This window comes from Sphaerotilus uruguayifluvii (assembly GCF_013294065.1).
GTDB lineage: Bacteria > Pseudomonadota > Gammaproteobacteria > Burkholderiales > Burkholderiaceae_C > Sphaerotilus > Sphaerotilus uruguayifluvii.
In genome coordinates, this window is sequence record NZ_JABSNM010000004.1 from 220,332 (window position 1) to 235,857 (window position 15,526).

Annotated in this window: 13 protein-coding genes; 5 read left to right on the forward strand and 8 right to left on the reverse strand. The window is 71.8% G+C overall.

Going from position 1 to position 15,526, the window contains the following annotated elements; all coding sequences use genetic code 11:
* Positions 1–10 precede the first annotated feature (10 nt).
* From HNQ01_RS06565 to HNQ01_RS06585, 5 genes are all read right to left on the reverse strand, one after another.
* Entirely contained in the window at positions 11–1,858 is a 1,848-nt protein-coding gene (locus tag HNQ01_RS06565) for an aldehyde ferredoxin oxidoreductase family protein (protein WP_173804556.1), read from the reverse strand.
* Between the two features lie 45 nt (positions 1,859–1,903).
* Positions 1,904–2,377: a 4Fe-4S dicluster domain-containing protein gene (locus HNQ01_RS06570; protein WP_037479503.1), complete on the reverse strand. Its 474-nt coding sequence runs from the start codon at positions 2,375–2,377 to the stop codon at positions 1,904–1,906.
* A gap of 169 nt (positions 2,378–2,546) precedes the next feature.
* Complete coding sequence (locus tag HNQ01_RS06575; protein ID WP_434801486.1) at positions 2,547–3,422, reverse strand: ABC transporter substrate-binding protein; 876 nt, start codon at positions 3,420–3,422, stop codon at positions 2,547–2,549.
* Complete coding sequence (locus HNQ01_RS06580) at positions 3,410–4,156, reverse strand: energy-coupling factor ABC transporter ATP-binding protein (protein ID WP_173804557.1); 747 nt, start codon at positions 4,154–4,156, stop codon at positions 3,410–3,412. The genes HNQ01_RS06575 and HNQ01_RS06580 overlap by 13 nt, the downstream gene beginning before the upstream one ends.
* Entirely contained in the window at positions 4,153–4,881 is a 729-nt protein-coding gene (locus HNQ01_RS06585; protein WP_173804558.1) for an ABC transporter permease, read from the reverse strand. Before HNQ01_RS06585 ends, HNQ01_RS06580 begins: the two co-directional genes overlap by 4 nt.
* A gap of 161 nt (positions 4,882–5,042) precedes the next feature.
* Between HNQ01_RS06585 and moeA the strand changes: the two genes are divergently transcribed.
* The 3 genes from moeA (at position 5,043) to HNQ01_RS06600 (ending at position 9,243) form a co-directional block, all read left to right on the forward strand.
* Positions 5,043–6,317: a molybdopterin molybdotransferase MoeA gene (moeA, locus tag HNQ01_RS06590; RefSeq protein ID WP_173804559.1), complete on the forward strand. Its 1,275-nt coding sequence runs from the start codon at positions 5,043–5,045 to the stop codon at positions 6,315–6,317.
* A gap of 231 nt (positions 6,318–6,548) precedes the next feature.
* Entirely contained in the window at positions 6,549–8,288 is a 1,740-nt protein-coding gene (locus tag HNQ01_RS06595; RefSeq protein WP_173804560.1) for a PQQ-dependent methanol/ethanol family dehydrogenase, read from the forward strand.
* Positions 8,289–8,556: 268 nt separating this feature from the next.
* Entirely contained in the window at positions 8,557–9,243 is a 687-nt protein-coding gene (locus HNQ01_RS06600) for a hypothetical protein (protein WP_173804561.1), read from the forward strand.
* On the opposite strand, the gene HNQ01_RS06605 is transcribed toward HNQ01_RS06600, so the two are convergent.
* Complete coding sequence (locus HNQ01_RS06605; protein ID WP_173804562.1) at positions 9,237–9,977, reverse strand: ABC transporter ATP-binding protein; 741 nt, start codon at positions 9,975–9,977, stop codon at positions 9,237–9,239. The genes HNQ01_RS06600 and HNQ01_RS06605 overlap by 7 nt on opposite strands.
* Positions 9,970–11,226 (reverse strand): lipoprotein-releasing ABC transporter permease subunit, encoded by a 1,257-nt coding sequence (locus HNQ01_RS06610; RefSeq protein WP_173804563.1) that lies wholly within the window; start codon positions 11,224–11,226, stop codon positions 9,970–9,972. The genes HNQ01_RS06605 and HNQ01_RS06610 overlap by 8 nt, the downstream gene beginning before the upstream one ends.
* A 92-nt stretch (positions 11,227–11,318) precedes the next feature.
* Between HNQ01_RS06610 and HNQ01_RS06615 the strand changes: the two genes are divergently transcribed.
* Together HNQ01_RS06615 and recJ are read left to right on the forward strand one after the other, a co-directional pair.
* A complete protein-coding gene (locus HNQ01_RS06615; RefSeq protein WP_173804564.1) occupies positions 11,319–12,299 on the forward strand; it encodes a hypothetical protein in 981 nt (326 codons plus the stop codon).
* Positions 12,300–12,307: 8 nt separating this feature from the next.
* A complete protein-coding gene (gene recJ, locus HNQ01_RS06620) occupies positions 12,308–14,038 on the forward strand; it encodes a single-stranded-DNA-specific exonuclease RecJ (protein ID WP_173804565.1) in 1,731 nt (576 codons plus the stop codon).
* On the opposite strand, the gene HNQ01_RS06625 is transcribed toward recJ, so the two are convergent.
* Positions 14,039–15,499 carry an SUMF1/EgtB/PvdO family nonheme iron enzyme gene (locus HNQ01_RS06625; protein ID WP_173804566.1) on the reverse strand — a complete coding sequence of 487 codons (1,461 nt, stop codon included), beginning with the start codon at positions 15,497–15,499 and terminating at the stop codon, positions 14,039–14,041.
* Positions 15,500–15,526: the final 27 nt, after the last annotated feature.

Below are 15,526 nucleotides of genomic sequence, written 5' to 3' on the forward strand. Positions count from 1 at the left end.
CCTCTCGTGCTCAGAGACCCAGGCGCTCGCGCGTCTCGGGCTTCAGGCGACCTTCCGCATCCCAGCCCCGGATCTCGTAGTACTTGGGCAGCATCTCCGGCAGCTTGTTGACCAGACCCTTGGCCGGGCCGGTCTGCGCGGGCTCTTCCAGCAGACGCTTGGGCAGCGTGTCGTCCTTGGCGGTGAAGCCGGCACGGTTGTTGAAGTCGCGCTCCATGTTCCAGATGCGCTCGCCGATCTGGTTCAGGTTCTCGAGCGTGAACTCCTCGCCGCAGGCGGCGGCCACCTGCGGCTGCACGTCGGCCAGCGTCCAGGCGAAGCTGGTGAAGATGCAGATGCCGGCGGCGTCGAAGGCGGCGGTCGCGTCCTGGAAGGCCATGACCAGTTCCGGCTTGCCGTCGGCGGTCAGCGGATCGGTCTTGACCGGGATGCCCAGCACTTCGGAGGCGATGGTGTACGAGCGCAGGTGGCAGGCACCGCGGTTGCTGGTGGCGTAGGTCAGGCCCATGCCCTGCACGCCGCGCGAGTCGTAGGCCGGGAATTCCTGGCCCTTGACGCTCATCGACAGGTCCGGGTGGCCGTACTTCCTGCACAGGCGGGCCGAGCCCTGGCCGATCTCGACGCCGAAGCCCTCGCCCTTGGCGGTGATCTCGGCGAAGTGGGCCAGCGCGCGCGCATCGCCGAACTTGGCGTCGATGCCCAGCTGCTCCTGGGTCAGCACGCCCATCTCGTAGAGCTCCATCACCGCGCCGATGGTGGCGCCGAAGGAGATCGGGTCCATGCCCTGCTCGTTGCACAGCACGTTGGCGTACTGCAGAGCCTCCAGGTCGTTGACGCCGTTGGCCGCGCCCAGCGCCCAGGCCGCTTCGTACTCCAGGCCGCCCGAGGCGCCCCAGTACTTCGGCTTGTTCTCGACCGTGAAGTGGGTCTTGTCGATCTTGGAGATGCGACCGCACGCGATGGTGCAGCCGAAGCAGGCCTGGTTGGTCACCAGGTGCTTCTTGCCGTCGGTCGCGCGCGGCGTGGCCATCGCCTCGGCGCCGATGTCCTTGGCGCCCTCGAACTGCACGTCGCGGTGGTTGCGGGTCGGCAGCGCGCCGATCTCGTTGATGACGCTCATCAGCACCTGGGTGCCGTAGGTCGGCAGGCCCGCGCCGGTGACGGCGTTGTCGTGAAGGATCTTCTTCTTCTCGAAGGTGACCTTCATGAACTCCTTCGGGTTGGCGATGTTGCCCACGCCCTTGGTGCCGCGCACCGCGACGGCCTTCAGGTTCTTCGAGCCCATCACCGCGCCCACGCCCGAGCGGCCGGCCGCGCGGTGCAGGTCGTTGACGATGGCGGAGAACAGGACCTTGTTCTCGCCCGCCAGGCCGATGCAGGAGATGCGCAGCAGCGGATCCTGATGCGACTTCTTCAGCGTCTCCTCGGTCTCCCAGACGCTCTTGCCCCACAGGCCGGAGGCATCGCGCAGTTCGGCGACGTCGTCGCTGATGTAGAGGTAGACGGGCTTGGCCGAGGCGCCCTCGACGATCACCATGTCCCAGCCGGCGGCCTTGAGCTCCGAGCCCCAGTAGCCGCCCGAGTTCGAGCAGGCGATGGCGCCGGTCAGCGGGCCCTTGGTGATGACGGTGTAGCGCCCGCCCGTGGAAGCCATGGTGCCGGTCAGCGGACCGGTGCACCAGATCATCTTGTTGTCGGGCGACAGCGGGTCGACGGTGGCATCCATCTCCTCGACCAGATACTTGGTGCCCAGGCCGCGCGAGCCCAGGTACTGCTTGGCCCAGTCCATGCGCAGCGGTTCGCTGGCGACGGTGCCGTTCGTGAGGTTGACGCGGAGGATCTTTCCTGCCCAAGACATGTGTGTGCTCCTAGTGCCGGGTGAGGCGGATGTTTCTGGACAGGATCAGGCGGAGGCCTGGTTGCCGAGCTTGTCGGCCCAGGCCTTCATCTTGTCGATGCCGGTCCAGTTCGCGTCGATGAAGGTGATGGCACCGGTCGGGCAGGCCTCGGCGCAGGCGGGCTCGCCGCCGCAGAGGTCGCACTTCTGGACCTTGCCGGTTTCCTGGACGTAGTTGATGGTGCCGAAGGGGCAGGAAATGGTGCAGACCTTGCAGCCCACGCAGGTGGTCTCGGCGACGACCTTCGCGCCGGTGGTCTTGTCGATGGTGATCGCCTCCACCGGGCAGGCGTGCAGGCACCAGGCCTCGTCGCACTGGGTGCAGGTGTAGGGCACCTTGCGGCCCGTCTCGTGGAAGTCGAAGACCTTGATGCGGGACTTCGCCGGCGCAAAGACGCCGTAGTTCTCGTAGGAGCAGGCCATCTCGCACTGCAGGCAACCGGTGCACTTGTCCGGATTCAGGTGGAGGCTCTTCTGCATGACTGGTTCTCCGTGATCGGCCGATGTCTATGCAATCATCTGCATATCGATGCCGGCGAGGAACCTAGGCTTAACCCTAGAAATCACGCGGGAAAACGGCCACCCCGGACGCCTGCCCGGGGTTCACCTATGTCCGGAGCCGCCAATGCTCCAGAGTGAGACAGACGCCTCAGCGCGGCGCGTTCGGGAAGAAGAGCTGCTCGCCGCCGACCTTGTAGGACGCGATCGAGGCCTGTCCGGCCGGCGAGGTCACCCAGTCGGCGAAGGCCTGGGCGGCAGCCTGCTTCACATGCGGGTGCCTGGCCGGATTGACCACCATCACGCCGTACTGGTTGAACAGCGCCTTGTCGCCTTCGACCAGAATGGTCAGATCGGCCCGGTTCCTGAAGCTCAGCCAGGTGCCGCGGTCGGTGAAGACATAGGCACCGGTGGAGGCGGCCATGTTCAGCGCCGGGCCCATGCCGCAGCCGCATTCCTTGTAGCCCGCGGGCCTGGGCGCACCCGGCGCCGCCAGATCGCTGCCGGCCTGGCGCCACAGGCGCAGCTCGGCCGCATGCGTGCCGCTCTTGTCGCCGCGCGAGATGAAGGCGGCGCCGGAGGCGCCCACCTTGCGCAGCGCCTCGGTGATGGTCGCGCCCTTGACCCTGGCCGGATCGGCGGCCGGGCCGACCAGAACGAAGTCGTTGTACATGACCGGCACGCGCCTGAGTCCCCAGCCCTCGGCGACGAACTTCTCCTCGGCCACCTGGTCATGCACGAAGACGACGTCGGCGTCGCCGCGGCGCGCCATGTCCAGCGCCTGGCCGGTGCCGACGGCCACGACACGCACCTCGATGCCGCTGGCGGCCTTGAAGCTCGGCAGCAAGTGCGCGAACAGGCCCGACTGCTCGGTCGAGGTGGTCGAGGCCATGACGATCGACTTCGCCGCGTCCTGCGCGGCCGCGAGGCCCGGCAGCACCGCGGCCACGCACAGCACCGCGGCCGCCACCAGGCGGCGGCGCAGCGGCTTCATGCCCGGGCTCGGGCTGGAATTCAGGTGGTCCATGGCAACTCTCCTTTGAGGAACTGGACGGCTTCGGGCGGCAGCGGATCGTCGGCCGGCGCCTCGAAGAAGCGGGCGGTCGGCCGGTCGGCGACCAGGCGGCCGCCTTCGAGGTAGAGCACCCGGGTGGCCAGGCGCTTGACCTGGCCGAGGTTGTGCGTGCTCATCACCAGCGTCAGGCCGGCCTGGGCGAACTCGGCGATCAGCGCCTCGACCTCGCGCCGGGCGCTGGGGTCGAGGCTGGCGGTGGGTTCGTCGAGAAACAGGATGTCGGGCTGCAGCGCCCAGGCCCGCGCCAGCGCCAGCCGCTGCTGCTGGCCGCCCGAGAGCGCACGCGCCGGCCGGTCGGCGCAGGACTGCAGGCCCACCCGCGCCAGCGCGTCGAGCGCGCGGGCGCGCCGCTCGTCGCGCGGCACCCGCCCGAGCCACAGCGCCAGCATCAGGTTGCGCCAGACCGACAGGTGCAGCAGAAAGGGCCGCTGGAACAGCATCGCCGCGCGCGGCAGCCGGTCGTCGGCGGGCAGCCGGTGCAGCTCGCGGCGGCCGCACGCCGGCACGATCAGCCCGTGCAGCAGCCGCAGCAGCGTCGTCTTGCCCGAGCCGTTGGCGCCGACCAGCGCGATGCGCTCGCCGCGGCGGATCTGCAGGTCGAGCGGCTGCAGCGCCTGCTGCGCGCCGAAACGCACCTGCGCTTGCTCGAGCGACAGCAGCAGTGGCGTCGGGGGCAAGGTCGTCATGCCCAGGCCTCCTGGGCCGCGCCGGCGGGCTCGACGCTGCTGCGCCAGCGCACCAGCGCGATCAGCAGATGCAGGCTGCCGACCACGCCCAGCAGCACCAGCCCCAGGGCCAGCGCCAGCGGCAGGTCGCCCTTGCTGGTCTCCAGCGCGATGGCGGTGGTCATCACCCGGGTCGAGCCGGCGATGTTGCCGCCGACGATCATCACCGCGCCAACCTCGGCGACCGCCCGGCCGAAGGCGGTCAGCACGATGGTCAGCGCCGCCACCCGCTGGTGCAGCAGCAGCAGCACGGCCGATGTCATCGGCCCGGCCCCGAGCGAGGCGAGCTGGTCGCCGCCCTCCCTCAGGCCGTCGCTGACCAGGCGGTGCGTCAGCGCGGCGATCAGCGGCACCACCAGGATGCCCTGCGCGATCACCATCGCGGCCGGCGTGAACAGCAGGCCGAAGGCGCCCAGCGGCCCGGAGCGCGACAGCAGCAGATAGACCGTCAGGCCCACCACCACCGAGGGCAGCGCCAGCAGGGTGTTGAGCACGCCCAGCACCGCGCCACGCCCGGGAAAGGCGGCGACGGCCAGCCAGGCGCCGAGCAGCCCGCCGATCAGGATGCCCAGCGCGCTGGCGGTCGCGCTCACGCGCAGCGACAGCGCGACGATGTCGAGCAGCATCGGGTCGAGCGAGGAGATCAGGTGCCAGGCCAGGCCCAGGCTGTCGGCAAAGGTGTTCATGGGGTGAGCACGGGGCTCGCTGCAAACGGACGCGATTCTTGCCCGCGACAATCGTCGCTGACCATATGTCGCTCACTGCATAGGTCGTGATCGCGCGCCACCCGCCTATCATCGGTCGATCGCATTCCTGTCCTGCCGCGCCCGGACGCGGCCGCCTCACCATGCCCGAACTCGGTCCCTCCCCCCTGATGACCGGCGGCGACTCGCTCGACGTCGCCGCCGCCCGTGCCGCCATCGCCGCGGCGATCCGTCCGATCGACGGCCGCGAGACGCTGCCGCTGCGCCAGGCGCTCGGCCGCGTGCTGGCCGAGGACGTGATCTCGCCGATCGACGTGCCGGCCCATGACAACTCGGCGATGGACGGCTACGCCTTCGCCGGCAGCGCGCTGGTCGACGGCGCCGAGACGGTGCTGCGGGTGGCCGCCACCGTGCACGCCGGCGACGTGCCGACGATGACGACCGCGCCCGGCGACTGCGTGCGCATCATGACCGGCGCGGTGATGCCGCCGGGCCTGGACACCGTGGTGCCGCAGGAGCTGTGCCGGCTCGAGGACGGCCGCATCCGCATCGCGCCCGGCACGCTGCGCGCCGGCGACAACCGCCGCCTGCGCGGCGAGGACCTGAGCCGCGGCCGCCCGGCGGTGGCCGCCGGCCGACGCCTGCGGCCGGCCGACCTGGGCCTGATCGCCTCGCTGGGCATCGCCGAGGTCGCGGTGGTGCGCCGGCTGCGGGTGGCGCTGTTCTCCACCGGCAACGAGCTGCGCACGCTCGGCCAGCCGCTGGACGCCGGCTGCATCTACGACAGCAACCGCTTCAGCCTGATGGGCGCGCTCGAGCGCCTGGACGTCGAGGTGATCGACCTCGGCCTGGTGCGCGACGACCCCGAGGCCCTGGCGGCCACGCTGGACGAGGCCATCGCGCGTGCCGACGTGGTGCTCACCAGCGGCGGCGTGAGCGTCGGCGACGCCGACTTCACCAAGGACCTGCTGGCCCGCCGCGGCGAGATCGCCTTCTGGAAGGTCGCGATGCGGCCCGGGCGGCCCTTCGCGTTCGGGCCGCTGCGCCGCGCCGAGCAGGCCGACGCGGCCTGGCTGTTCGCGCTGCCGGGCAATCCGGTGGCCGCGCTGGTGACCTTCTACGCCTTCGTGCGCGACGCGCTGCTGACGCTGGGCGGCGCCACGCCGCAGCCGCTGCCGGTGCTGCGCGCGCGCTGCACGACGCCCGTGCGCAAGCGCCCGGGCCGCACCGAGTTCCAGCGCGGCATCGTCTCGCCCGGCGCGGACGGCCGCTGGGAGGTGCGCCTGACCGGCACCCAGGGCGCCGGCGTGCTGCGCAGCATGAGCGAGGCCAACGCGCTGGTGGTGCTCGGCCACGCGCAGGGCTCGGTGGCCGCCGGCGACGAGGTCGAGGTCTGGCTGTTCGACGGTCTGGTCTGAGTCCGCGGCGTACCGAGACAGCGCTGTGCGAGGCTGGAGCACGATATTCGCAATTACCCTGTATCGCCGCCCGGCAGCCTGTCACAAAGACGGCCCGATCGGGGCTTGAGCTAGTACGTTCCCCAAGGTTTCCTCGACGGCGGCCGGTGGCACATTTGTTGCCCGGGAAGCAACCCTGAACGGCACTTTCCAGCCGTTGTGACCACTGCCACCTCACTGAGGAGACCAACCATGCAGAAGAAACTCTTGAGCCTGCTGGTGTGTGCCGGACTCGCGTCCATGGCCCACGCCGGGGTGACCGACAAGATGATCGACAACGACGCCGCCTCGACGGGCGACGTCCTGTCCTGGGGCATGGGCCCGCAAGGCCAGCGCTACTCGCCGCTGAAGAAGATCACCACCGCCAACGTCTCGAAGCTCGTCCCGGTGTGGTCGTTCTCGTTCGGTGGCGAGAAGCAGCGCGGCCAGGAATCGCAGCCGGTCGTCTACAACGGCAAGATGTTCGTGACCGGCTCGTACTCGCGCCTGTTCGCGCTCGACGCCAAGACCGGCAAGAAGCTGTGGAAGTACGAGCACCGTCTGCCCGACGGCATCATGCCGTGCTGCGACGTGATCAACCGCGGCGCCGCGCTGTATGACAACCTGGTCATCTTCATGACGCTCGACGCCCAGATCGTCGCGCTGAACCAGGACACCGGCGAGGTGGTCTGGAAGGAAAAGATCGACGACTACCACGCCGGCTACTCCGCCTCGGCGGCTCCGCTGATCGCGGGCGGCCTGCTGCTGACCGGCGTGTCGGGCGGCGAGTTCGGCATCGTCGGCCGCGTCGAGGCGCGCAACCCGAAGACCGGCGCGCTGGTCTGGGTCCGCCCGACCGTCGAAGGCCACATGGGCTACACCTACGACAAGGACGGCAACAAGACCGAGAACGGCGTCTCCGGCGAGCAGGGCAAGACCTGGCCGGGCGACCTGTGGAAGACCGGCGGCGCCTCCACCTGGCTGGGCGGCACCTTCGATCCGAAGACCGGTCTGGCCTACTTCGGCACCGGCAACCCGGCCCCGTGGAACAGCCACCTGCGCAAGGGCGACAACCTCTTCTCGTGCTCGACCGTCGCCATCGACGTGAAGACCGGCAAGATCGTCTGGCACTACCAGTCCACGCCGAACGACGGCTGGGACTTCGACGGTGTCAACGAGTTCGTGACCTATGACGCCGGCGGCGGCAAGATCCTCGGCGGCAAGGCCGACCGCAACGGCTTCTTCTACGTCATCGACGCGAAGAACGGCAAGCTCGAGAACGCCTTCCCCTTCGTCAACAAGATCACCTGGGCCACCGGCATCGACCTGAAGACGGGCCGCCCGAACTTCACGCCGGACGGCCGCCCGGGCGATCCGACCGAAGGCGCCGATGGCAAGAAGGGCAAGTCGGTCTTCACCGCCCCGTCCTTCCTGGGTGGCAAGAACCAGATGCCGATGGCGTACAGCCCGGAAACCAAGCTCTTCTACGTTCCGGCGAACGAGTGGGGCATGGAGATCTGGAACGAGCCGATCACCTACAAGAAGGGTGCCGCCTACCTGGGCGCCGGCTTCACGATCAAGACGCTGGATGACGGCCCGATCGGCCACCTGCGCGCGGTCGACCCGAAGACCGGCAAGGTCGTCTGGGACGCGCCGAACAACGCTCCGCTGTGGGGCGGCGTGCTGACCACCGCCGGCAACCTGGTCTTCTGGGGCACCCCGGAAGGCTACCTGCAGGCGGCAGACGCCAAGACCGGCAAGATCGTCTGGAAGTTCCAGACCGGCTCCGGCGTCGTGGCGCCCCCGATCACCTGGGAAGACGGCGGCGAGCAGTACATCGGCGTGGCGTCCGGCTGGGGCGGCGCGGTCCCGCTGTGGGGCGGCGACGTGGCCAAGAAGGTCAACTACCTCGAGCAGGGCGGCTCGATGTGGGTCTTCAAGCTCGCCAAGTGATCACGGCGTGATCCCGGCGTGATCCGGATGCGGATCCTGCAGTGCTCCTGCAGGATCCCGTCGGGCGCGGCCCGGTGGCTCGTCCCCTGAGCCCGTGCCCGATCCCGGACCTCGAGGCCCCGCCCCACGCGGGGCCTTGTCGTTTCCGGACATCAACCCGGCCGGGCGCTCCGGGCAGAACACGCAGCATTACCGATTTTTCGCCCTTTGGGCCTGCGGCAGACCGCCGGCAAGCTCGAGAATCTTCCGTTCAACTCCGGACGGACCGATGACCCGCGCTCTCCTGCCCTCTCTTGCGCTCCTGTGCTCCGCGCTGCTGGCCGGCTGCGGCGGCGGCCACGACGACGACCGCTTCGACGTGCGGACCGGCCTGAAGAACCTGATGACCCAGCCGCGCGCGCTGACGCTGACCGGCACCAGCGGCTCGGTCGGCTACACGCTGACGCTGACGAACACGCCGCTGGCCGCCGCGGCCTATCCCCGCACCGGCACCAGCGGCGCGCGCAGCGAGCTGGTCAGCAAGCTCTGGATCAGCACCACCTCGATCGACACGGTCGACACGGTGCGCTATCTCGACGGCAACGGCCTGGCCTTCGGCTCGACCGACGGCAGCGGCCGCTGCACCGACATCAGCTCGACGCCGTCGGTGGCGCTGCCCGGCGCGGCGCTGCGCACCCAGAGCGGCCCGCTGGCGGTCCACGAGGAATACGACGGCTGCAGCCCCGGCTCGACCCGGCTCGGCCAGGCGGCCTCGAGCTGGCGCCTGGTCGGCGAGGACAACGACCGCTGGACGATGCTGTGCGTGCAGTCGGTGCGCATCACCTCGGCCAGCAGCCTGATCGGCATCGTCACCGAGCACTGCCACGAGATCGCCTCCGACGGCACGATCGGCGCACGCGCGCGCGCCACCGTCGGCCTGACGACCGGCGCGACGCTGACGATGCAGAACTACTGAACGGCCGGGGCGCGCTCGACGATGCGCCCCTTGTCGATGCGCAGCGTGCGGTCGCAGCGCGCGGCCAGCTCCGGATCGTGCGTGACCAGCACGAAGGACGTGCCGCGCTCGCGCGCGAGCCGCAGCATCTGCGCGAACACCGCGGTGGCGGTGTCGCGGTCGAGGTTGCCGGTGGGCTCGTCGGCCAGCACGCACGAGGGATCGGTCACCAGCGCGCGCGCGATGGCCACGCGCTGGCGCTCGCCGCCCGAAAGCTCGCCCGGCCGGTGCTCGACGCGCGCGGCCAGCCCCATGCGCTCGAGCGCCTGCGCGGCGACCCGGCGCGCCGCGGCCAGCGGCTCGCGGCGCATCAGCAGCGGCATCGCCACGTTGTCGAGCGCGCTGAACTCCGGCAGCAGGTGGTGGAACTGGTAGACGAAGCCGAGGTGGCGGTTGCGCCAGCGGCCCTGCTCGGCCGCGTCCATCGTCGACAGATCGCGCCCGGCCAGCATCACCCGGCCGCTGCTGGGCGCATCCAGCCCGCCCAGCAGGTGCAGCAGGGTACTCTTGCCCGAGCCCGACGAGCCGATGATCGCCACCGTCTCGCCGCGGCGGATCGTCAGGTCGACGCCGTGCAGCACGGTGACGTCGGGGCCGCCGGCGCCGCCTTCGCGGAAGCGCCGCACCAGGCCGGTGGCCTGCAGCACGGGGTCGACGCGATCGGAGGAAGGATCGGATCGGAAGGGCTCATTCATAGCGCAGCGCCTCGGCGGGGTTGACGCGGCTGGCGCGCCAGCTCGGATACAGCGTGGCCACGAAGGCCAGCACCAGCGAGATCAGCCCGATCGGCACGATGTCGGCCGCCTGCGGGTCGCTGGGCATGCGCGAGATCAGGTAGACGCTGCTGGGCAGGAAGGAGGCCTGGAACAGCCGCTCCAGCGCCGGCACGATCACGTCGACGTTGAAGGCCACCGCCAGCCCCAGCGCCAGGCCGGCCAGCGTGCCGATCACGCCCGAGGTCGCGCCCTGCACCATGAAGATCGCCATGATCGAGCGGGGGCTGGCGCCCAGCGTGCGCAGGATGGCGATGTCGGCCTGCTTGTCGGTCACCGTCATCACCAGGGTCGAGACCAGGTTGAAGGCCGCCACCGCCACGATCAGCGTCAGGATGATGAACATCATGCGCTTCTCGATCTGCACCGCGTCGTACCAGGCGGCGTTGGTGCGGGTCCAGTCGCGCACCAGGAAGGACGCGCCCAGCCGGGCGCCCAGCCGCGCCGAGACCTCGCGCGCGGCCTGCTGGTCGGCCAGGCGCAGCTGGATGCCCTGCGGGCCGCCGGTGCGGAACAGCCGCGCCGCGTCGTCGATGTTCATCAGCACCATGGTGCTGTCGTACTCGTAGTGGCCGGCGTCGAAGATGCCCGCCACCGTCACCTGCTTGAGCCGCGGCACGACGCCCGCGGGCGTGGTCTGGCCGCCGGGCGTGACCAGCGTGATCGGGTCGCCCTCGCGCACGCCCATCGCGCGCGCCATCTGCACGCCGATCAGCACGTTCCAGCTGCCGGCCTCGAGCCGGCGCAGCGGGCCGCCCTGCAGCTGCGCGGCCAGCGGCGTGACGCCGGGCTCGTCGGCGGGCGAGATGCCGCGGATCATCGCGCCGCGCATGTCCTCGCCGCGCGCCACCAGCGCCTGCGCCGCGACGAAGGGGGCTGCCGCCTTCACCTGCGGATCCTGCGCGACCCGCTTCGCCAGCGCCTGCCAGTCATCGATGGGCTGGCCGTCGGCCGCGAAGACCTCGACATGCGCGATCACGCTGAGCATGCGGTCGCGCACCTCCTTCTGGAAGCCGTTCATCACGCTCAGCACGATGATCAGCGCCGCCACGCCGAGCGAGATGCCCAGCATCGACACGCCCGAGATGAAGGAGATGAAGCCGTTGCGGCGACCGGCGCGACCGGCGCGCGTGTAGCGCCAGCCGATGCGGATTTCGTAGGGCCAGTTCATGGGGAGGCGATGCTACCCGATGCCGCCGGATCGCCCTTTCCCGGGGCGCGGGCCGGCGACGGCGGATAATCCGCGCCGCCATGCCCGCCCCGATGACCGCCCCCTCCGCCCCTCACCTGCTGATCCCCCACGCCAGCGCCGCCTCCGAGGCCGGCGCCGCCGCGCTGAAGGTGGTGAAGCTGCCGAACCTGGCGGCGCTGCTGGCGCGGCTGCAGCCACTGGCAGACGCCGCCCCCGAGGCGGACGCCGACGAATACAGCCTGAGCGCCCCGCACGAGCGCGCGCTGGCCGCGCTGCACGGCTGGTCGGGCGAGGACGGCCGCCTGCCCTGGGCCGCGGCCGCTGCGGCCGACGACGGCCTGCGCGCCGAGGCCGACACCTCGGGCGCGCCCTGGGGCCGGCTGACGCCGGTGCACTGGCATGTCGGCAGCGATTCGGTCACGCTGGTCGATCCGGCCGCCCTCGCGCTGGAGGAAGTCGAATCGCGTGCGCTGTTCGAGGCGGTCAAGCCCTCCTTCGACGCCGAGGGCTGGACGCTGCTGTGGGGCGCGCCGCTGCGCTGGCATGTGCGCCACGAGGCGCTGGGCGGGCTGGCCTGCGCCTCGCTGGACCGCGCGGTCGGCCGCAACCTCGACCTGTGGATGAGCGACGCGCCCGAGGCCCGCCGGCTGCGCCGGCTGCAGGTCGAGGCGCAGATGATCTGGCACGAGCACCCGGTCAACGCCGCGCGCGAGGAGGCCCGTGCGCTGACGGTCAACTCCTTCTGGCTCGACGGCTGCGGCGCCGCGCAGCCGCGCCGGCCGCTGGCCGAGGCGGGCGTGCAGGTCGACGATCGGCTGCGCGCGCCGCTGCTGGCCGGCGACTGGGCCGCCTGGGTCGCCGCCTGGCAGGCGCTCGACGCCGGTGCGGTGGCGGCGCTGCGCGCCCGCGCCGAGGCCGGCGAGCCGGTCACGCTCACCCTCTGCGGCGAGCGCCACGCGCGCCGCTTCGGCCTGAAGCCGCGCGGCTGGCTCTCCCGACTGATGGGCGCGCCGCGCCCGGCCGACGCCACCGCCCTGCTCGCCACGCTCTGAATCCGACCATGACCCCGCAACTCGAACTCCGCGATGTTCCGCCCCGCGCCGCCTGGGCGCTCGAGCAGGCCGGCGTGCATCCGCTGCTGGCGAGGCTCTTCGCCGCCCGGGGCGTGAGCCAGGCCGACGAGCTCGACGACGGCCTGGCCCGACTGCTGCCGCCCGACACGATGAAGGGCACGCCGGAGGCCGCACGGCTGCTGGCCGACACGATCGAGGCGGGCCGGAACATCGTCGTCGTCGCCGACTACGACTGCGACGGCGCGACCGCCTGCGCGGTGGCGCTGCGCGGGCTGGCGATGCTGGGCGCGCGCCCCGGCACGCTGCACCATGTCGTGCCCGATCGCGCGGTGCACGGCTACGGCCTGACCCCGCCGATCGTCGATCTGGCGCGCGTCTTCGACCCGGCGCTGCTGGTCACCGTCGACAACGGCATCGCCGGCCATGCCGGCATCGACCACGCGCACGCGCTCGGCATCCAGGTGCTGGTGACCGACCACCACCTGCCGGCGGTCGACGCCGAGGGCCGCCTCGACCTGCCCGCCGCCGACGTCATCGTCGACCCGAGCCAGCCGGGCTGCGCCTTCGGGAGCAAGGCCATCGCCGGTGTCGGCGTGATGTTCTACGTGCTGCTGGCGCTGCGCGCCGAGCTGCGCCGGCGCGGCCGCTTCGACGCGGCCAGCCAGCCGCGGCTGGACGCGCTGCTCGACCTGGTCGCGCTGGGCACGGTCGCCGACGTGGTCAAGCTCGACGCCAACAACCGCCGGCTGGTCTCGCAGGGGCTCCGGCGCATCCGCGCCGGGCGCATGCAGCCCGGGGTGGCGGCGCTCTTCGCCGCGGCCGGGCGCGATCCGCAGCGCGCCGGCTCGACCGACTTCGGCTTCGCGCTGGGCCCGCGCCTGAACGCGGCCGGACGGCTGGCCGACATGTCGATCGGCATCGCCTGCCTGCTGTGCGACGACCCGGCGCAGGCGGCGGAGCTGGCACGCACGCTCGACGCGATCAACCGCGAGCGCCGCGACGTCGAGGCCGGCATGCGCGAGCAGGCCGCGCTGCTGCTGGAGTCGCTGATGCCCGCGGGCACGCCGCCGCCGGCGATCGTGCTGCACGACGAGGCCTTCCACGAGGGCGTGGTGGGCATCGTCGCCGGGCGGCTGAAGGAGCGGCTGCACCGGCCGACCTTCGTGTTCGCGCTCGGCGGCGACGGGCTGCTGAAGGGCTCGGGCCGCTCGATCCCGGGCTTCCACCTGCGTGACGCGCTCGACCGGGTCAGCAAGCGCCACCCGACGCTGCTGCGCCGCTTCGGCGGCCACGCGATGGCCGCGGGCTGCACCATCGCGCCGGAAGACTTCGACGCCTTCGCGCAGGCGCTGCAGGACATCGCCCGCCAGGAGCTGGACGAGGCCACGCTGCAGCGGCGCCTGGCCACCGACGGACCGCTGGAGCTGCGCTGGTTCGACGCCGCCACCGTGTCGCTGCTGGAGGCGCAGGTCTGGGGTCAGGCCTTCGACGCGCCGGTCTTCGTCGACGAGGTCGAGGTCGTCAAGCAGCGCCTGATCGGCGGCGACAAGCACCTGAAGCTGTCGGTGCGCCATGCCGGCCAGCTGCGCGACGCGGTCTGGTTCCACCACGCCGAGCCGGTGCCCGAGCGGGTGCGACTGGCCTACCGGCTCGCGCTCGACACCTGGCAGGGCCAGTCGCGGGTGCAGATGATGGTCGAGGCGGCCGAGCCGCTCTGATCAGTCCTCGAGAACGAAGCGGAAGCCCGCGTCGTCCAGGCGCTGGCTGCGCGGCGCCTCGAAGCGGCATGACGAGCGGGCCCAGCGCGCCGGTCCGGCCCAGGAGCCGCCACGCAGCACCCGGTTCACGTCGGCCGAGCCGCCGCGCGGATCGAGCGCCGGCTCGGCCAGGTAGCGGCGCTTGGCGTCCTGGCACCACTCCCAGACGTTGCCGTGCATCTGGTGCAGCCCCCAGGCATTGGGCGGCAGCGCCTGCACCGGCACCGGCCCCTCGGTGTCGCCTCCGAAGCGCATCCAGCGCGGCGAGGCGCTGTCGCCGAAATGGAAGGTGGCCCGCGAGCCGGCACGGCAGGCGTATTCCCACTCGGCCTCGGTCGGCAGCCGGGCCCGCGTGCCCGCGCCGAGCTCGTGCGCCAGCGACGGCAGGAACAGCGCCTGGATGTCGTTCCAGCTCACCGAGTCGACCGGCAGGTCCGGCCGTGCACGCCAGCGCCCCGGATCGTCGCCCAGCAGCGCCGCCCACAGCGCGCGGCTGCAGACGGTGTCGGCCAGCCAGAACCCGTGCGTCAGCGTGACCGGGTGGCGCGGCAGCTCGTCGTCGAAGCGATCGCCCGCGGCCGGCTCGGTGCCCATCAGGAACATGCCCGGCTCGATGCGGCGCAGGCGCTGGCGCACGCCGGCGACCTCGATGTCGGCCCAGCGCCCGAATCCGTCCTCGCCCCAGGCCGCGGCCCAGGCCGGGCGCTCGTCCGCCGCGGTCAGCCCGGGCCATGACGAGACCGACGCCGGCTCCGGCGCGACCCGGCGGCCATCGCCGCGACGCAGCGGCAGCACCGCGGCCCCGGCTGCCGCCGTCGGCGCGGCAGGTGCGGAGGCCAGCGCGCCCGCGGCGAGTCCTGCATTCGCTGCCACCGCCGCGGGAGCCGCGACAGGCGTGACCGTGGCGGCAAGGGCGGCGGCGGACGACGCCGCGCCGGCCAGCGCCAGCAGCTCGTCGCCCTCGCCGAGCTGCTGGCGGATCGTCGCCACCAGGGCAGCCAGCGCCGCGGCACGGCCGGCGCCGTCGGCCAGGCGCTGCGGCTGCACGTCGAGCAGGCCGTGCAGCTCGGCCGGCAGCTCGTCCTCGTGCGGCATCGGCGTGGACCCCAGCAGAACCGGAACCACCGGCACGCGGCGCTGCAGCGCCGCGGCGATCTCCAGCCGCACCCAGTCGCGCCGGTCCTGCAGGCGCGGCCGGCCGCGGTCGTCGGCCAGATGCGGCCAGTCCGGCCCGATCAGCACCAGCAGCAGCCGACATTCCTGCATCTGCTGCTCGGCCTTCAGCCGGACATTCTCGCCGGGCAGCAGCCCCTCGAGGCCGAGCACGACCCGGCCGGGAAAGTAGTGCAGCAGCCGCTCCAGCAGCATCCGGGCCGGATCGCGGCTGTCCTGTCGGCGATAGCTGATGACGATGGTGTTCATGGTCGGGGCGAGCGGCGTCGACCCCGA